The 16,430-nt window shown below is 65.8% G+C and carries 20 protein-coding genes; 7 read left to right on the top strand and 13 right to left on the bottom strand.

All coding sequences use genetic code 11. From position 1 onward, the window contains the following. The first annotated feature begins 116 nt into the window (after nt 1–116). On the top strand, nt 117–836 hold the full coding sequence (locus tag AB7M16_RS36580) for a Crp/Fnr family transcriptional regulator (protein WP_260383419.1): 720 nt from the start codon (nt 117–119) through the stop codon (nt 834–836). A gap of 10 nt (nt 837–846) precedes the next feature. Here AB7M16_RS36580 and AB7M16_RS36575 read toward each other — a convergent pair whose 3' ends face one another. After that, nucleotides 847–1,584 carry a Crp/Fnr family transcriptional regulator gene (locus tag AB7M16_RS36575; RefSeq protein WP_172786460.1) on the bottom strand — a complete coding sequence of 246 codons (738 nt, stop codon included), beginning with the start codon at nt 1,582–1,584 and terminating at the stop codon, nt 847–849. A 157-nt stretch (nt 1,585–1,741) separates the two neighbouring features. Between AB7M16_RS36575 and AB7M16_RS36570 the strand changes: the two genes are divergently transcribed. After that, on the top strand, nt 1,742–1,981 hold the full coding sequence (locus AB7M16_RS36570) for a hypothetical protein (protein ID WP_172786459.1): 240 nt from the start codon (nt 1,742–1,744) through the stop codon (nt 1,979–1,981). 17 nt (nt 1,982–1,998) lie between these two features. Then, entirely contained in the window at nt 1,999–2,700 is a 702-nt protein-coding gene (locus tag AB7M16_RS36565; RefSeq protein WP_453946980.1) for a Crp/Fnr family transcriptional regulator, read from the top strand. Here AB7M16_RS36565 and AB7M16_RS36560 read toward each other — a convergent pair. The 3 genes from AB7M16_RS36560 to AB7M16_RS36550 all read right to left on the bottom strand — a co-directional run bounded on the left by AB7M16_RS36560 (nt 2,688) and on the right by AB7M16_RS36550 (nt 4,215). After that, the gene (locus tag AB7M16_RS36560) at nt 2,688–3,299 is read right to left on the bottom strand and encodes a cupin (RefSeq protein WP_453946979.1); all 612 of its coding nucleotides are present in this window, start codon (nt 3,297–3,299) and stop codon (nt 2,688–2,690) included. The two genes, AB7M16_RS36565 and AB7M16_RS36560, sit on opposite strands and share 13 nt — an antisense overlap. A 116-nt stretch (nt 3,300–3,415) precedes the next feature. Further along, nucleotides 3,416–3,901, bottom strand: coding sequence for an SRPBCC family protein (locus AB7M16_RS36555; protein WP_260383415.1), 486 nt, complete (start codon nt 3,899–3,901; stop codon nt 3,416–3,418). Beyond that, nucleotides 3,898–4,215 (bottom strand): ArsR/SmtB family transcription factor, encoded by a 318-nt coding sequence (locus AB7M16_RS36550; protein ID WP_212257542.1) that lies wholly within the window; start codon nt 4,213–4,215, stop codon nt 3,898–3,900. The genes AB7M16_RS36555 and AB7M16_RS36550 overlap by 4 nt, the downstream gene beginning before the upstream one ends. A gap of 189 nt (nt 4,216–4,404) precedes the next feature. On the opposite strand from AB7M16_RS36550, the gene AB7M16_RS36545 reads away from it, so the two are divergent. Beyond that, nucleotides 4,405–5,697 carry a hypothetical protein gene (locus AB7M16_RS36545; RefSeq protein ID WP_453946976.1) on the top strand — a complete coding sequence of 431 codons (1,293 nt, stop codon included), beginning with the start codon at nt 4,405–4,407 and terminating at the stop codon, nt 5,695–5,697. Here AB7M16_RS36545 and gmk read toward each other — a convergent pair. The 9 genes from gmk to AB7M16_RS36500 form a co-directional block, all read right to left on the bottom strand. After that, complete coding sequence (gene gmk, locus AB7M16_RS36540) at nt 5,630–6,289, bottom strand: guanylate kinase (protein ID WP_172786453.1); 660 nt, start codon at nt 6,287–6,289, stop codon at nt 5,630–5,632. The genes AB7M16_RS36545 and gmk overlap by 68 nt on opposite strands. A 3-nt stretch (nt 6,290–6,292) precedes the next feature. Beyond that, nucleotides 6,293–7,180, bottom strand: coding sequence for a YicC/YloC family endoribonuclease (locus AB7M16_RS36535; protein ID WP_453946975.1), 888 nt, complete (start codon nt 7,178–7,180; stop codon nt 6,293–6,295). 117 nt (nt 7,181–7,297) lie between these two features. Beyond that, nucleotides 7,298–8,581 carry an endolytic transglycosylase MltG gene (gene mltG / locus AB7M16_RS36530; RefSeq protein ID WP_172786451.1) on the bottom strand — a complete coding sequence of 428 codons (1,284 nt, stop codon included), beginning with the start codon at nt 8,579–8,581 and terminating at the stop codon, nt 7,298–7,300. A gap of 127 nt (nt 8,582–8,708) precedes the next feature. Beyond that, a complete protein-coding gene (gene fabF / locus AB7M16_RS36525; RefSeq protein ID WP_212257540.1) occupies nt 8,709–9,974 on the bottom strand; it encodes a beta-ketoacyl-ACP synthase II in 1,266 nt (421 codons plus the stop codon). A gap of 107 nt (nt 9,975–10,081) precedes the next feature. Beyond that, on the bottom strand, nt 10,082–10,321 hold the full coding sequence (locus AB7M16_RS36520; protein WP_008551805.1) for an acyl carrier protein: 240 nt from the start codon (nt 10,319–10,321) through the stop codon (nt 10,082–10,084). A gap of 311 nt (nt 10,322–10,632) precedes the next feature. Further along, a complete protein-coding gene (gene fabG / locus AB7M16_RS36515; RefSeq protein ID WP_172786449.1) occupies nt 10,633–11,370 on the bottom strand; it encodes a 3-oxoacyl-[acyl-carrier-protein] reductase in 738 nt (245 codons plus the stop codon). An 11-nt stretch (nt 11,371–11,381) separates the two neighbouring features. Next, a complete protein-coding gene (fabD, locus tag AB7M16_RS36510) occupies nt 11,382–12,341 on the bottom strand; it encodes an ACP S-malonyltransferase (RefSeq protein WP_439363262.1) in 960 nt (319 codons plus the stop codon). A 188-nt stretch (nt 12,342–12,529) separates the two neighbouring features. Further along, a complete protein-coding gene (locus tag AB7M16_RS36505) occupies nt 12,530–13,555 on the bottom strand; it encodes a fatty acid desaturase family protein (RefSeq protein ID WP_453946972.1) in 1,026 nt (341 codons plus the stop codon). Between the two features lie 3 nt (nt 13,556–13,558). Beyond that, nucleotides 13,559–14,263, bottom strand: a complete 705-nt coding sequence (locus AB7M16_RS36500; protein WP_453946971.1) for a TetR/AcrR family transcriptional regulator C-terminal domain-containing protein — start codon at nt 14,261–14,263, stop codon at nt 13,559–13,561. A 331-nt stretch (nt 14,264–14,594) separates the two neighbouring features. Between AB7M16_RS36500 and rpsF the strand changes: the two genes are divergently transcribed. The 3 genes from rpsF to AB7M16_RS36485 all read left to right on the top strand — a co-directional run bounded on the left by rpsF (nt 14,595) and on the right by AB7M16_RS36485 (nt 16,416). Next, nucleotides 14,595–15,062, top strand: a complete 468-nt coding sequence (gene rpsF / locus AB7M16_RS36495; protein WP_025035823.1) for a 30S ribosomal protein S6 — start codon at nt 14,595–14,597, stop codon at nt 15,060–15,062. A 5-nt stretch (nt 15,063–15,067) separates the two neighbouring features. Next, on the top strand, nt 15,068–15,307 hold the full coding sequence (gene rpsR, locus AB7M16_RS36490; RefSeq protein WP_007592020.1) for a 30S ribosomal protein S18: 240 nt from the start codon (nt 15,068–15,070) through the stop codon (nt 15,305–15,307). 131 nt (nt 15,308–15,438) lie between these two features. Beyond that, nucleotides 15,439–16,416, top strand: coding sequence for a DUF2232 domain-containing protein (locus tag AB7M16_RS36485; RefSeq protein WP_453946969.1), 978 nt, complete (start codon nt 15,439–15,441; stop codon nt 16,414–16,416). Nucleotides 16,417–16,430 lie beyond the last annotated feature (14 nt).

Genomic DNA, 16,430 nt, shown 5'->3' with positions numbered 1-16,430 from the left:
GCTGTAGTTTTCAACGCCCGACCGCCCGTTGTGTGCACTTTGGAACCGTCGGTTCCGCCGCGGAAACGTAGGTTTGCCGCTGGCGCCGATTCCCGGCCCGCCCAAGAGAACACGATGTGACCGGTCGGCCCCAGAACGATCTGCTCCGGCAGCTCAATGATCCGGATTTCGAGCTGCTCGCGCCTCACCTCCAGCCGGTCGAACTCGAGGCGAGCCACGTCCTGCATCACGCCGGCGACGATGTCGCCGCGGTCCATTTTCCATGCGGGCCCGCGCTGGTGTCGTTCGCCGTGCCGGTCGAGGACGATCGCGAGGTGGAAAGCCTGCTGGTCGGGCGCGAGGGCGCGGTGGGGATCGCCGCCGGCCGCAGCCCTTCGCTCGCCTATTCGCGCATGATCGTGAAGCTCGGCGGCACCCTGGTGCGGCTGCCGCTGCGCGCGCTCGAGCAGGCGCAGCAGAGGTCGGCGACACTCCAGGAGGCCTTCGCGCGCTATGCCGACTGCCAGTTCGCGCAGCTGCTGCAGACCGCGGCCTGCAACGCTGCACATTCGATCGAGCAGCGTGCCGCCAAGTGGATCATCTCCGCGCATGAACATATCGGCGGAGCTGAGATTCCCCTCACCCACGAGCAGCTCGCCGGCATGCTGGGCGTCTCCCGCAGCTATGCCAGCCGCGTCATCCAGATGTTCAAGGCGCGGCGCATCCTCGCGACCCGCCGCGGCGCCATCCTGATCCTCGATGCAGCAGCGCTCGAAGCAAGGGCCTGCTGCTGCAACGATTGGGTGAAGAAGCATTTTGACGAGGTGCGCGGTGGAGCGGCAACCGCGGAGGGTTGACGCCTCCGACTCACCCAAGCGGCGGCGACTGCCGCTTCAGATGCAGATAGGCCGGACTGAAATCGCCGAGCCGCTGCAGCTCGCGCCATTTCAGCACGACCAGTTCGCCGTCACGAAGATCCATCGCTCCGCTGCGCCTGAGATCGCCGAGGGTCCGGTTCACCGTCGCGATCGCCATGCCGAGCGTCTCGCCGAGTTGCGCGAGGCTGATCGGCACGCGGCAACGATTGCCGCGCACCAGCTGCGCCGCGCGGGCGCGGTAGAACAGCTCGCAAAACAGGTGCGCCATGCGCGCCTGCATCGGCCGGGCGCTGTTGTTGGTGATGGCCTCGCGAAAGATCGCGGCATCGCGCAGAGTCTCGCGCCAGACGGCAAGGCTGAAGGTCGGCCGCCGCCGGAACGCGATGAACAATTCGCGGTGCGGGATGAACGCGACCGACGCCGGCCCGAGCGCACTGAGCCCGTGATCCATCTGGTCGATGAACAGCCCCTGCGCGTCCGGGAGATCGCCGGTGAGATGGAACGCCAAATATTGCCGCCGCCCGCTGCCGAGCAGGTGGTAGCGGGCGACCATGCCGGAGACGACCAAAGCGGAATGCTCGGGTTCGTCGCCTTGGCGGATGAAATCCTCGTTGGGCGCGAAATCGCGCAGCAACAAGGTCAGCGCGCGAATCTCGGCCATATCCTCATCTGCGAGCGCGGTGTGCTCGCCGAGGTTCCGTATCAGCACGTCGTGAGCTTTTTCCATGGGGCCGCCAATAATCGCGCCGGTCCTATCAAATGATACGTCCGGCTTGCGTTCAGCGGACTAGAACGCAGATCGGAAGCACAGGTTGCTAACCGGCTTGCGACGCACCGATCGCAGCCACACCAATCCCCCCGATTTCGGACGAGCCGGCCTTCTCATGAAAAGTACCACTCTGCTGGAGCGCATCCGCCGCCTGTTCGCATCCGAGGCGGGCGAGCATCTGGACAGCATCAACGATGCCTTGCTGAAGGGAAGGCTGAAGGAGCCGGTCCGGCCGATGTCGGATCAGGAGCTCGCCCGCGCCATCCTCGAGTTCCGATCCGCGCCCGTTTCCGACGGGACACTTGCGAAACTGTCGCGTCGCTTGGCCGAGGCGCCGGGGCCGCGGGACGGCTGAAGCGGCACGCGAGGCCCATGCCGCATCCGAAGTTCATCGCCCGTCTGCAAGCGATCGAAGGCCTGTCCGAGGACGAGCGCCGACAGATCGCGGGCTTGCCGTCCACGCTGCGCCAGGTCTCGGATGGCGAGATCGTGCTGCGCCAGGGCGAGACCGCGACCCGCTGCGTCTTCGTCGTCAGCGGCTTCCTGTACCAGTCGCGCATCGTCGGCGATCGCAGCCAGACCCTCGCCTTCCATGTTCCCGGCGACATGCCGTGCCTGCACACGCTGCTGGTCTCGCCGACGGACGCGGACCTGGTGGGGCTCGGCCCGACCATCGTCGGCACCGTCGCCCACAGCCAGCTCCGCCAGCTGCTCGACAGCTCGATCCACCTGACCCGCGCCTTCTGGCGCGAGACGCTGGTCGACGCGGCGATCTCGCGGCAATGGATCGCCCGCCTCGGCGCGCAGGCGGCGTTGCCCAAGGTCGCGCACCTCATCTGCGAGCTGGCCGCAAGGCTGGCGGTCGTCGGCCTGGTCAAAGGGAACGGTTTCCAGATGCCGATGACGCAACGGCACGTCGCGGACGCCTGCGGACTGTCGATCGTCCACGTCAATCGCACCATCCAGGAGCTGAGGCATCGCGGGTTCATCGCCTGGGAAGGCAGCGAGATCGAGCTGCTGCAGCCCGACGAGTTGCGCAGACTGGCGGATTTCACGCCGGATTATCTGAGCTGAGCGCTCCGCCACGCGGCGAGCAGCGGCCCGTCGCTCCCCAGCACGGGATCCGTCTTCGGCTTGCGGACCTTGGCGATGCGCTTGACCGCGTCAGGACGCTGGCGCGTGTCGGTGCACTCGTCATAGGTGCCGTCCTGCGGGTAGGCTCCGACGACCAGAAAGTCCCGGCTGGACTCGATCAGCCGGTGGCCGGTGCCCGCGGGCAGGACCAGAACGTCGCCGGCTTTCACATTCAGGATGCGGCCCTTGATCCCGCCGCACTCGATCCGCGCCGCACCGCGCGCCACCCCCATCACTTCATGGATCTGCGAATGATAGTGGACGAAGTCGTACACGGTGTGGCGCCACGACCGGCCCCAGCCGTTCGTGTCGAACAGCGTGTCGATGACGACCTCGGGCGGAAAGCGCCGACCGTTCAGCTTCACCGCCCGGCGATAGAGCAGCGCCGGGAAGCGCGGATTGTTCGGCACGATGCCGTCGTCGCGAAAGTGCATGGCGGTCGGCTTGCGGGCCCGCACCAGCGCCCGCAGGGTCGCCGCATCGGGCTGCTCCTCCACCAGCTTCTTGGCGAAATTCTTGATCTGATCCTTGACTGGCATGACGTCTCCTCAGCCGCGAAATAACGGCTGCGGAGGTGAGAAGTTTCCAGGCCCTATCGGAGCAAGGCTCGATAGGGCCTCTCCAGCTCATCATGACGCGGCGGTGGAAAGGCGCGTCAACCCTTGCCGGCCATCAGCTCGGCAAACTGCCGCAGATAGAGCGGCCAACCCTGATCACTGTCAACGCCGCTGCGGACGCCTTCCCAGCCCTCGCCATGCCGATCGAGGTGACGGTGCTCCAGCTCCAAGCGGGTCCGGCTTGGTGTCTCCGCAATGAACCGGACCTCCCATTCACTCGTCTTGGCGGGATCTGTTTCGATTTGCCAGCGCGGGCTGATGTCCCAGCTCAAGAGGACTCGGTTGGGTGGTTCAAACGCCAACACGCGTGCCCAGCGGCATTCGCTGCCGTCGATCCCCCGATCATAGATGCTTCCGCCCACCCGAGGCTCGAATACAGTCTCCGCAATGGGAACGGCGAGTAGAGTGTGCTCGCGCGGCTTGAAGCTGCCGAAGTCTTCGGTGAAGACCTTGAACGCGCGCTCGATCGGCGCCTCGACGACGATGGAATGTTTTACGGGCGCAGCCGATACACGTGTGTTCATTTGGATCCCTCCGATGGTTTTTCGACGGCCAATTTGTAGGCTGCCAGCGTGTCGCTCCAGAAGCGGTCGAGCCACGCGCGCATCTGGCCGAGCCCTGCTGGATCGATGTGATAGACGTTGCTGGCACCCTTCGGCTCTGCACGAACCAAGCGAGATTCGCGCAGCACCTTGAGATGTTGTGAGACGGCCGACTGGGACACGGTCAGCTGTCGCGTGATCTCAGCGACGGTGCGTGGCCGTGCACCCACGAGCTCGAATATCCGCCTGCGGGTCGGATCGCCGAGAGCAGCCAGTTGTGCGCTGTCTTTAGCCATAGAAACTCGCCGCCCGATGCCATGCCTGTTCGAGTTATAATAAGCTGTGACTAATGATTAGTAGAAACTAATTATCATGTCAACGCGGCTGAGGTCGCGGCGTGGAACTCTGATCCTGGTGTTGAAGAGTCACATCCGGCTCGGAACGAACGCCGCGCAGGCCCGATTCAAGCCACATCCTCTCCGGATTTGCGGCTCATTGCCACCCAAGTCTTTGATGACAAAGGGGTGGTTAAGAGTTGCGTCATGCGTAACCGGGAGACCAGGATGGGCAACCGCACCGCAAAGTTCGTATCCGCGCTGGTTGGCAGCATCCTTGCCGGCGCGCCATTAGCCGCCGTGTCGCAGAACGCGCCTGCACCATCGAGCACCGCCAATGCGGCCCCCGACTGCCTGGCTTTGCCGAAGGATGCCGCGCCGCAGGGCCAGCACTGGTACTATCGCCTGGATCGCACGACGAAGCGGAAATGCTGGTATCTGCGCGCCGCCGGTGAGAAGGAGAGCGCGAGGACCGCGCAGGCCGCCCCGGCCGTGAGCGATCCATCGACCGCGGACGCGCCGGCGCCGCAGCAGAACCCGGTGCAGGACGCGCGCGCCGAATATCCGACGCCGCGCGGAACTGCTGCTGCCAAGACGGCGAACGTGCCGATGCAAGCCGCCGCTGCCGCGCCGGTGCAACAATCCGCGGACCAGGCCGCTGACGGCAACGCGCAGCAACCCGCTGGCGCCGCACCCTGGCCCGATGTCTCCACTGCATCCGCTCCCCCCGCGTCGTCGCCGGCACCGACCGCTGTCGCGCAGCCGAGCGCAAAGCCGTCGAAATCCTCCTCGCCCGTGGCGCTCGCTGCGGCAGACAACAGCACGACTGAGAAGCCGACCGGCTCGCTGCAGATGCTGCTGCTCGTGATCGGCGGCGCGCTCGCGCTCGCTGGAATCCTGGCCAGCCTCATCTACCGCTTCGCCGGCGCGCGCGTCCGGCTCCGGTCGGCGGACCGTCACGGGCGTTGGGACGATTGGCAGGCGCAGAACCAGGAGGGAAGCCGTGCGCCCTGGCGCGATTCACCGCCGGCCGCCGCCCAGCCGCCGCGCCCGATCGACTTCGATGCGGCACGTCCGCAACCGACAAGACAAGCGACGAAGCTTGCCGCGATCGGCCGCGAGATCGAGCTGATCGACGCGCGCAGACAACGTGCCGCCGCTCCGGCCGCACAACCCGTCGAGACCAGAAGCACCAAGGTCGAGATGGTCGAGAAGATATTCCAGCCCGTCGCCGCAGCGCCCAAGCTCGCCGCTGGCGAGATCGGCAAGGATCACGATGACGCGTCGGCAGGTCGTGACGCCGATGCCGTCGACGTCGACGGCATCACGACGATGCTGGAACAGCTGGCCAAGCAAGGGCCGCGACTGTCGCGGCCTAACCTTGAAGCTGACCTTGCAAACTTCGAACGAAGCCTACGAGGCCGATCCGCCGCTCGCGCTTGAGGCGCTCGGCCTTCAGGATCGACTGCACCTCCGCGAACGCCTCGTCGACCGCGTGGTTGATCACGATGTAGTCGTACTCGGCCCAGTGACTCATCTCGTCGCTGGCGCGACTCATGCGCTTGCGGATCACCTCGTCGGAATCCTGCGCGCGCGAGTGCAGGCGCTTCTCGAGGTCGGCCGCCGAGGGCGGCAGGATGAAGACGCTGACGACGTCGGCGCGCGCCTTCTGCTTCAACTGCTGAGTCCCTTGCCAGTCGATGTCGAACAGCACATCCTGGCCTGCCGACAGAGCCGCCTCGACAGGGCCGCGCGGCGTGCCGTAGCTGTTGTCGAACACGGTCGCCCATTCCAGCAGTTCGTCGGCCTTGACCATCGCATCGAACGTCGCCTTGTCGACGAACGTGTAATCCTTGCCGTTGACCTCGCCCGGGCGCATGGGCCGCGTGGTCGCCGAGACCGACATTTTCAGGCCGGGCATCCGCTCGATCAAAAGACGCGACAGCGTCGTCTTGCCCGCGCCTGATGGCGAGGACAGCACGAACATCAATCCGCGCCGTTCGACACCGTCAGTTCCGTGACCGCCCGTCGTCATCGATCACTCCAGATTCTGGACCTGCTCGCGGAACTGCTCGACCACGTTCTTCATGGCGAGGCCCGTATTGGTCAGCTCGATGTCGTTCGACTTCGAGCAGCAGGTGTTGACCTCGCGGTGAAACTCCTGCGCCAGGAAGTCGAGCTTGCGGCCGATCGGGCCGCCCTTGCCGATCAGCTCGCGCGCCTGCGCGACGTGCGAGGCGATGCGGTCGAGCTCCTCGCGGATATCGGCCTTGGTGGCGATCAGGATCGCCTCCTGCATCAGGCGGTCGGAATCGAAACGGTCGGAGGTGTCGAGCAGCGCTGCAATCTGTTCAGCCAGCTTCGCCTTGATCGCCTCCGGCTTGCGGCCGGGCGCGGCTTCCGCTTTTTTCGCCAGCTGCTCGATCTCGTCGACGCGCTGGGTCAGGATCTGCCCGAGCGAGGTCCCCTCGCGCTTGCGCATCGCGACGAGCTCGTCGAGCGCCTTGTCGAAGGCCTCGGCGGCAGCACCGCGCGCGGCCTTGTCCTCCTCCTCGTCGCCCTCGGGCTCGGCGACCTCGACGACGCCCTTGATGGCGAGCAGGCCATCGATGCTCGGCGCCACCGCTTCGACCTTCCCCGAGATCAGCGCGGCGGCCTTCAGCACGGCGTTGAGCACGTCCTCGTTGACGCGCACCGTGGCGGCGGCGTTGGTGCGCTTGACGTTGAGATTGGCGTAGACGGTGCCGCGCGAGAGCAGCTCGCCGGCGCGCTTCTTGGCATGGGCCTCGAGCTCGTCAAAGCCCTGCGGCAGCCGCACGCGCAAGTCGAAGCCCTTGGCGTTGACCGACTTCAACTCCCATTCGAACGTATACGGCCCGCTCGCGCCGTGGCATCTCGCAAAGCCGGTCATGGACGACAGCGCCATCAGTTCAGATTCTCCAGGAACACGGGATTCGCGAGGCCATCAAGCCACGCGAATCTTAAGACTATTTTGCCGGAAAGTGGAATCAGCAATGCCCGGCAGCTGGTCTGCGCGCGGGCTTTAGCGCTGGACCACCGGCGGCGAGCCCTGCACTGCGCCCTGTCGGGCCGGTGCGGGATTGGCTGGGCCAGCCGGGCGTGCCGCCGGCGGCTTCTTCTGCTGATTGGGCCGCGCCGGCGTGGTGGCGGTCGGCGCGTCGGCAGCGCCGGACCCGGCAGCCGCCGGCGGCTGCGCGTCCTCGGCCGGCTCGACCGTGTCGTTCTGGATCTGCTTCTCCATCGCGCGCAGCTTGGCGACGTTCTTCTGGTGCGCGTCGTAGGTCTCGGTGAAGGCATGCCCGCCGGTGCCGTCCGCGACGAAGAACAGGTCGCGGGTGCGGGCCGGATTGGCGGCGGCTTCCAGCGAGGCGCGGCCGGGGTTGGCGATCGGGCCCGGCGGCAGGCCCTCGATCACATAGGTATTGTAGGGCGAGGGCTGCGTGATCTCGCTGCGCTTGATCGGCCGGCCCAGCGTGCCCTTGCCGCCGACGAGGCCGTAGATGATGGTCGGATCGGACTGCAGCTTGATCCGCTGCTTCAGCCGGTTGACGAACACCGCGGCGACGCGGCTGCGCTCGTCGGGCTTGCCGGTTTCCTTCTCGATGATGGACGCCAGCGTGACCAGCTGCTCCGGCGTCTTGACCGGAATGTCGGGATTGCGGCGTTCCCAGATCTCCGTCAGCACGCGCTTGTGCGCCTGCTGCATGCGCTGGACCACCTGCTCGCGCGGCGTGCCGCGCGGGAATTTGTAGGTCTCCGGAAGCAGCGTGCCTTCGCGCGGCAGCTCGCGCACGCTGCCGGTGAAGATGTCGTTGTCGGACAGCCGCGCCACGATCTGCTCGGAGGTCAACCCTTCCGGTATCGTGACCGCGTGCTGCACCACCTTGCCCTCGACGATGGTGCCGATGACGTCGCGCAGCGAGGCGTTCTTCTGGAACGAATACTCACCTGGCTTGAGGTCCGAGCTCGCCTTCAACGCGGCGACGCTGGCGATGAACACCCAGGGATTGACGTCTGTCACGCCTTCCCGGTTCAGCGTCTCGGCGATGTCGCGCTTGCCCGCACGCTGCGGGATGTTGACGATCTTGTCCTCCTTCAGCGGTCCGGGCGCCTCAAGCACCTGGCGGCCGTAATAATAGACGCCGCCGGCGCCGAGCATGGCGATCAGCAGAAGGGTGATGATGGCGTTGCCGACGATGACGAACGGATTGCGCGCACGGTCCGACCGCTTGGGCGGCGGCGGAAGTTGCTCGGGCTCGAGCGCGGCCCGCGGACTCCGGGGTGAAATGGGCGGCCTTTCACTCATCGAAACAACCTGAATCCTGCCGGTTCAATCGCGGCCCGACAATCGCTTGCCCTGCCAAAAACGCACGCGCCCACGTCCATGACTATCGCCGAATACGGCAAAACGGTGGATTCGTCTCAAACACAAACTAACTAACAAGGCGCCGGACGATCACCGACGCATTGGTACCGCCAAAACCAAAAGAGTTCGACAACGCGACGTTGACCTCACGCTGCTTTGCCTTATGCGGCACGAGATCGATTGCAGTCTCGACCGACGGAGCGTCGAGATTGATCGTCGGCGGCACGACATTATCGCGAATCGCCAGAATCGCGAAGATCGCTTCGATGGCACCGGCCGCACCGAGCAGATGGCCGGTCGACGACTTGGTCGAGGACATCGCGACCTTGGAGGCGGCGTTGCCGAGCAGACGCTCGACCGCGCCGAGCTCGATCTCGTCGCCGAGCGGCGTCGAGGTCCCGTGCGCGTTGATGTAGTCGAGATCGGACGGCGTCAGCCCGGCGCGCTTGAGCGCGGCCGACATGCTGCGGAAGCCGCCATCGCCATCGGGCGACGGCGACGTGATGTGATAGGCATCGCCCGAAAGACCGTAGCCGATCACCTCGGCATAGATCTTCGCGCCACGCCGCCTGGCGTGTTCCAATTCTTCCAGCACCAGGACGCCGGCGCCCTCGCCCATCACAAAGCCGTCACGGTCCTTGTCGTAGGGACGCGAGGCCTTCTCGGGCGTCTCATTGAAACCGGTCGAAAGCGCGCGCGCGGCGTTGAAGCCGGCAATGCCGATGCGGCTGATCGGCGACTCGGCGCCGCCCGCGACCATCACGTCGGCATCGCCGAGCGCGATCAGGCGGGCGGCATCGCCGACCGCATGCGCGCCGGTCGAGCAGGCGGTGACCACCGAATGGTTCGGTCCCTTGAGCCCGTGCGCGATCGAGACGTAGCCGGAGGCGAGATTGATCAGGCGGCCCGGAATGAAGAACGGCGACACCCGGCGCGGTCCGCGCTCCTTCAGCAGGATCGCGGTGTCGGCAATGCCGTTGAGGCCGCCGATGCCGGAGCCGATCATGGTGCCGGTCGCACACTTGTCCTCTTCGGTCTCGGGATGCCAGTTGGCGTCGTCGAGCGCCTGGCCGGCCGCGGCCATGCCGAAGATGATGAAGTCGTCGACCTTGCGCTGGTCCTTCGGCTCCATCCATTTGTCCGGATTGAAGCTGTCGTTCGACCCGTCGCCGCGCACGACCGTGCAGGCGATCTTGGTCTGCAGATCGGAGACATCGAAGCTCTCGATCCTGCGCGCACCGCTTTCGCCGTTGAGGATGCGCTTCCAGGTCGGCTCGACGCCACAGCCGAGTGGCGAGACCATGCCGAGACCCGTGACGACAACCCGCCTCATATCCGAAAACTCCGCATCGAAAGATTCACGGCCAATAACAAGAAACCGGCTGGCCGCTGCGAAGCGGCCCGTCCGGTTTCAATGCTGTCCCCGCGAAATGAAGAGCCTTAGCTCTTCGCGTTCTTCTCGAGAAACTTCGTGGCGTCGCCGACGGTGAGAATCGTTTCCGCAGCGTCGTCCGGAATCTCGCAACCGAATTCCTCTTCGAACGCCATCACCAGCTCGACGGTATCCAGACTGTCGGCGCCGAGGTCGTCGATGAAGCTCGCGTTGTCGACAACCTTCTCGGGTTCAACACCAAGGTGTTCGACCACGATCTTCTTAACCCGCTCGCCAATGTCACTCATTGCTTAACCTCGTGTTGTTCCCTGTAGACCCGACCCCCCGGGACGATACGAGCCGTCGTGGTCGTTTGACTGCCTTCGCTTACGAACTTGATTTGGCCCATCCTAACCGATGGAGGCCCCGGCGAACGACGGCCAAAGGCTCCGCATCGCCAATATACAGGGTTTCAAAAACCTGCAATGGCGTTCTTTGCCCATCCGTTGAAGGTCCGGTTATCATACTTCAATTGCCTTGACTACAAGCCTCATTTCGCTCCGGAAACGGCCGTTTGCCGCATGCCGCACCGCCCTGACGGGCGCTGCGGCACGAGACATCAGATCATGGCCATGCCGCCGTTGACGTGGATGGTCTGCCCGGTGACATAGGCTGCTTCGTTCGAGCTCAGATAGACGGCGGCCGCCGCGATGTCCTCGGGCGTTCCCAGGCGGGCGGCCGGAACCTTGGTCAGAATCGTTTCGCGCTGCTTGTCGTTGAGCGCATCGGTCATCGGCGTCTTGATGAAGCCGGGCGCGATGCAGTTCGCGGTCACGCCGCGCTTGGCGTATTCGGCCCCCAACGTCTTGATCATGCCGATCAGGCCGGCCTTCGACGCCGTATAATTGCCCTGCCCGGGATTGCCGGTGACGCCGACCACCGAGGTGATGGCGACGATGCGGCCGAAGCGCTTGCGCATCATCAGCTTGGTCGCGGCGCGCGCCAGGCGGAAGGTCGCGGTCAGATTGACGTTGATGACCTCGTCCCAGTCCTCGTCGCGAAGCTGCACGAAGAGATTGTCGCGCGTGATGCCGGCATTGGCGACGAGAATGTCGACCTGGCCCATCGCCGCTTCCGCAGCTGGCACCAGCGCCTCGACCTCATCGGCCTTGGAAAGATTGCAGGGCAGCACATGGGCGCGCTCGCCGAGCTTGCCGGCCAGCTCGTCCAGCACCTCCTTGCGCGTCCCTGATATGGCGACGGTGGCGCCCTGCGCGTGCAGCGCCTGCGCGATCGCGCCGCCGATGCCGCCGGTCGCGCCGGTGACGAGCGCCTTTCGGCCAGTCAGATCGAACATTGATGACTCCCTTAAGCCTGCTTCGCAGCGGCCAATGCATCCTTGGCGGCGGCAATGTCGTTCGGGCCGCCGACCGCAATGCCGACCGCGCCGTCCGCGATGCGCTTGACGAGACCGGTCAGCACCTTGCCGGCGCCGATCTCGAAGAAGCGGGTGACGCCCTGCCCGGCCATATAGGCCACCGACTCGCGCCAGCGCACCGTGCCGGTGACCTGCTCGACCAGACGGCGGCGGATCTCGTCGGGATCGGTGATGGCGCTCGCCAGCACGTTCGAGACCAGCGGTGCCGCCGGAGCCTTGATCGTGACCTTCGAGAGCGCCTCCGCCATGGCATCCGCAGCCGGCTGCATCAGCTTGCAATGGAACGGGGCGGACACCGGCAGCAGCATCGCACGCTTGGCGCCCTTGGCCTTGGCAATCTCGACGGCGCGATCGACCGCGGCCTTGTCGCCGGAGACGACGACCTGGCCGCCGCCATTGTCGTTGGCGGCCTGGCAGACCTGCCCCTGCGCCGCCTCGCCCGCGACCTCCATGGCGGCCTCGTAGTCGAGACCGAGCAGCGCGGCCATCGCGCCGGCGCCAACCGGGACCGCCTTTTGCATTGCGAGACCCCGGGTGCGAAGCAGACGCGCAGTATCCGACACCGTCAGGCTGCCGGCCGCCGCCAGCGCCGAATATTCACCGAGCGAGTGGCCGGCGACGAAGGCCGCGTCTCGTCCCACGGAAAAACCAGCCTCGGCCTCGAGCACGCGCAAGGTCGCGACAGACACCGCCATCAGCGCCGGCTGGGCATTCTCGGTGAGCTGGAGGGTTTCGGCCGGACCTTCCCAGATGATGGCCGTGAGCTTCTCGCCGAGCGCGGCATCGACCTCGTCGAACACCGCGCGCGCCACCGGAAAGGCGTCGGCCAGGGCCTTGCCCATGCCGACCGCCTGGGAACCCTGCCCAGGAAATGTGAATGCAGCCGTCATCGGCGCTCCCTGCTTGTCAGGCATGATCCCTTTCGAGAACCGGCAGCCGATTACGCGCGGCCTGGTCCGTGGTTCCTTGGGCCACGGTTCCGGATCATGCTCCAAAGGGGGCCGTAGACACCGTCCGGGGCCGCACTGTCAAGCCGAGACGGGAACCTGGAGCAGCATTCAACGGGGAATGAGCTCCCTCAAAACCCGCCGGCGGTCTGGTTGGCATCGACGTCCGCCCCGGCCCGCGCGCGGCGCGCACTGTTGACGAGTTGCCCCGGCCGATCCTCGCGATTCGGCTTTGCGGTGGCGAGCCGCAGCACCGAAGCGTAGTTCGGCTGCACCTCCATGCGGCCGGCGTAGCGGCTGGCACTCAGCAGGCGGTGTACCTTCGGTAAATTATAGCAAGGCACGTAGAACAAGAGATGATGCTCGAGGTGATAGTTCACATAATACGGCGCGATGAACAGGCGCTCGAGAAAATTGGCATGCGTCGTGCGCGTGTTGCGCAAGGGGTCGCTGCTATCGGGGACGACGGCGTGCTCAGCGATGTTGCGGATGCGGGTGATGACCATCATCCAGGTCAATAGCGGCACCAGCCAGAGCAGCGGATAGGCCCACCACACGCCGGCCGCCGCGAGCGCGGCAAACATGATCCCGTTGACCACACATTGCGGGCCGAGCATCTCCCAGAAATGCGCCGCACGCTGCCGCCATGACCAGTCGCTTGGCCCGAGCGCGTTGAGCAGCTGCGCCTTGCGCTGCTGGTAGCCGGTCTGCCCGGTGATGTCGCGGATGAACTTTCGGCGGTAGCTCAGCCCCGTGATCGGAAACGGCGCCGACAGCACGAGATCGGGATCATCCTCCTGCTGCGTGCGCGCGTGGTGCTGCAAGTGGTAGCGCCGGTAGCTGCGTGTCTCCGCAAACAGCGGATAGGCGCAGAACCACTGGCTCAGCGCCAGATTGGTTTTCTCGTCGGCGGACAGGCAGCCATGCGCACCGTCATGCATCAGGATCGCAAGGCCGAGCTGGCGTGAGCCGATGATGGCGACGGCAAAGATATAGGTGAGCGGATTGGGCCACCACGCCACCAGCGCGATGGCAGCAATGATCAGTGCCCAGGCGTGCGCGATCAGCGCAGCGCCTTTCCACGTCGCGCGCTGACGCACCTCGGCCAATTGATCATCGGTCAGGAAATCGCGGGCACGCATGCGAAGCGCGGTCATGGCCTAGCCCTCTCCGTTCGAATTGTCGGATGCTTCACGCGCCTCGACGAGACGCAGGCGCCCGGTGTCTTCAGTGGATTTCGCCTGCTCGCCCAGCACGCGCAGCATCTCGGCGCAGAGCGCCTCGGGCGAACGGCCCATCGCATAGCCTTCGAGAATGACGCCGATGGCGACGGCCCAGAAGCGCCGCGAGCTTTCGTCGGGCGCGCGCAGCGAGCGCCAGCCGTGCCGCTCGACCTGTCCCGCATAAGCGCGCGCACCCTCGCTGTGCAGGCGCTCGATGGTCCGCTCGACCAATGGCGCGAGATCCTGGCGCCGCCGCGTCAGCGTCAGCGCTTCGGCAAAGAAGGCGACCGAATCGCTCGCCGTCACGGTCTCGGCCAGTGCGCGGGTGTATTCCCGGGGCGTCTTCGCCTTCAGCGCCGCCTGCTCGGTGGCCCGCGCCAGGTACAGGAGATCGCGGCAGGCGCATTCGACGAACAGCGCCTCCTTGGTGCGGAAGTAATAGGTGATCTGGCTCGGAAATGCGTCCGCGGCGGCCGCGATGTCGGTGATCGCCGTGCCGGACAGCCCCCGCTCCCGAAACAGCGGGCTCGCAGCATCCAGGAGCAGCGACCGCATCTTGCGGCCGGCCGAGCGCGTCGCGCGCGCGGCGTGCTTGGGGTCGCCTGCCGCCTCGAGCGGCGCATCGGCCGACGTTTCCGCCATGGGATCCTCTCCGCTGGCTTATTTGTATGTCATACAAACAAATAGATCAAGCGAATCTTGGTATTGGAGGATGGTCCTGCCGGTGTGGGAAGGGAGGACAGCCCCTCCAACCTTGCAAAGCCGCCCAAAATCCGTATAAGGCGCCCATCCGCAGACCCCGGCCGGGAGCTGAACGGACGGTCTCAGCAAATCATTCGTGATTTTGGTGTGGCAGGGCCAGTCGGCCCGTCGTCCCGTGTTTCCGCCTTCTGAGCTTGATCCCAGAGTCCTTTCCGAAGGCCTCTTAAGGGTTTGACGCCGGGCGATGCGCCAACATGAGGAAAGGACGACCATGCCTCTTTACGAGCATGTTTTTCTCGCGCGTCAGGACGCGAGCCCGCAGCAGGTCGAAGAGCTGACTGCGCAGATGACCGGTATCGTCGAGGGTCTCGGCGGCAAGATCACCAAGACCGAGAATTGGGGCGTGCGGTCCCTCACCTACCGCATGAACAAGAACCGCAAGGCGCACTTCGTGCTGCTCAACATCGACGCGCCGTCCGCGGCGATCGCCGAGATCGAGCGCCAGGAGCGCATCAGCGAGGACGTGATCCGCTATCTCAGCGTCCGCGTCGAGGAGCTCGAGGAAGGCCCGTCCGCGATGATGCGCAAGGCCGATCGCGACCGCGAGCGTGACGACCGTGGCGGTGGCTTCCGCGGTGAGCGCGAAGGCGGCTTCCGTGGCGACCGCGAGGGCGGTTTCCGCGGCGATCGCGGCCCGCGCCGCCCGCGTGACGAAGCTGAAACCACGGATGGGGAGTAAGAATCATGGCTGAAGCTGGTGCACGCCGCCCGTTTTTCCGTCGTCGCAAGAGCTGCCCGTTCACGGGCGCCAATGCTCCGAAGATCGACTACAAGGACTCCAAGCTCTTGATGCGTTACGTCTCCGAGCGCGGCAAGATCGTGCCGAGCCGTATCACCGCGGTGTCCGCGAAGAAGCAGCGTGAACTCGCCCGCGCCATCAAGCGCGCGCGCTTCCTGGGCCTCTTGCCCTACGTCATTCGCTGATACGACCAATTCGACCGGCGGCCGCTCAGCCGCCGGTCGCGACTTCGAACTCATAAGGCTTCCGGGTCGTCCGGTCGCCGATGGTTGGGGCAAACGATGCCTCTAACCGCTCGAAGGGAGCGGGACAGCTGATGATGGCCTTTGGACTGATAGCCCTGATCGCCGGCGCTGCGTCGGCCCTGATGTTCGCCTCGATCATTTCGGGCGCGCTGATCTCGCTCGTCCTGTTCTATCTCGCTCCGCTCCCTCTGATGGTCGCCGCGATCGGGTGGGGCCCGCTTTGCGCGAGCCTCGGCGGCATCGCTGCCGCGATCGGCCTTGGCGCCCTGTTCGGCCTGCCCTACTGCATCGCCTTCGCCGTCACCGTCGCGTTGCCGGCCTGGTGGCTCGGCCATCTCGTCCTGCTCGGGCGTCAGGGGGGAAGCACAGCGCCTGCGACCGGCACGGCGCCCGCCGCGGAGCCGGACATCGAGTGGTACCCGGTCGGCCGCATCCTGCTCTGGATTGCAGGCTTCGCCACGCTGACCACGATGGCCGCTCTGCTCACGCTTGGGACCGACGCGGAGACCATCACCGGCACGCTGCGCCGTGGCCTGATGCGCCTCCTGCGCGCCACCGACCCGCAAACTTCGGGTGAAGCCAGTCAGTTCGTCGACGCCTTGGTGCGCATCGCACCGGCCGCCGCCACCATCGCTGCGACGATGACGCTAACTCTCAACCTCTGGCTCAGCGCCAAGGTGACCGCGACATCGGGCCGGCTGCGCCGTCCCTGGCCGGATCTCAAGGCCACCGAGCTGCCGCAGATGACGCTGGTTGTGCTGTGCATCTCGCTTGCCTTCTGCTTCACCGGTGGGCTGCTGGCCATCGTGGCGCAGATCGCCACCGCTGCGCTGATGATGAGCTATGCGCTGGCGGGTTTCGCCGTGCTGCATACGCTGACGCTCGCGCTGAACGGCCGCACGTTCTGGCTCGGCTCGACCTACGCCGCCGTCGTCGTGTTCGGATGGCCCGTGATCGCGATGGTGATCCTCGGCCTTGCGGACGCCGTGTTCGGCTTCCGCGAACGCTTCCTGCGCAGCCGGCAACCGCCACCACTGCCTACCCCCTGAGTTCAACCCCGAAA

It is taken from the genome of Bradyrhizobium sp. USDA 372 (assembly GCF_053629095.1).
Note: the sequence above shows the minus strand (reverse complement) of the source record. Positions and strands in the feature narration are given on the sequence as shown.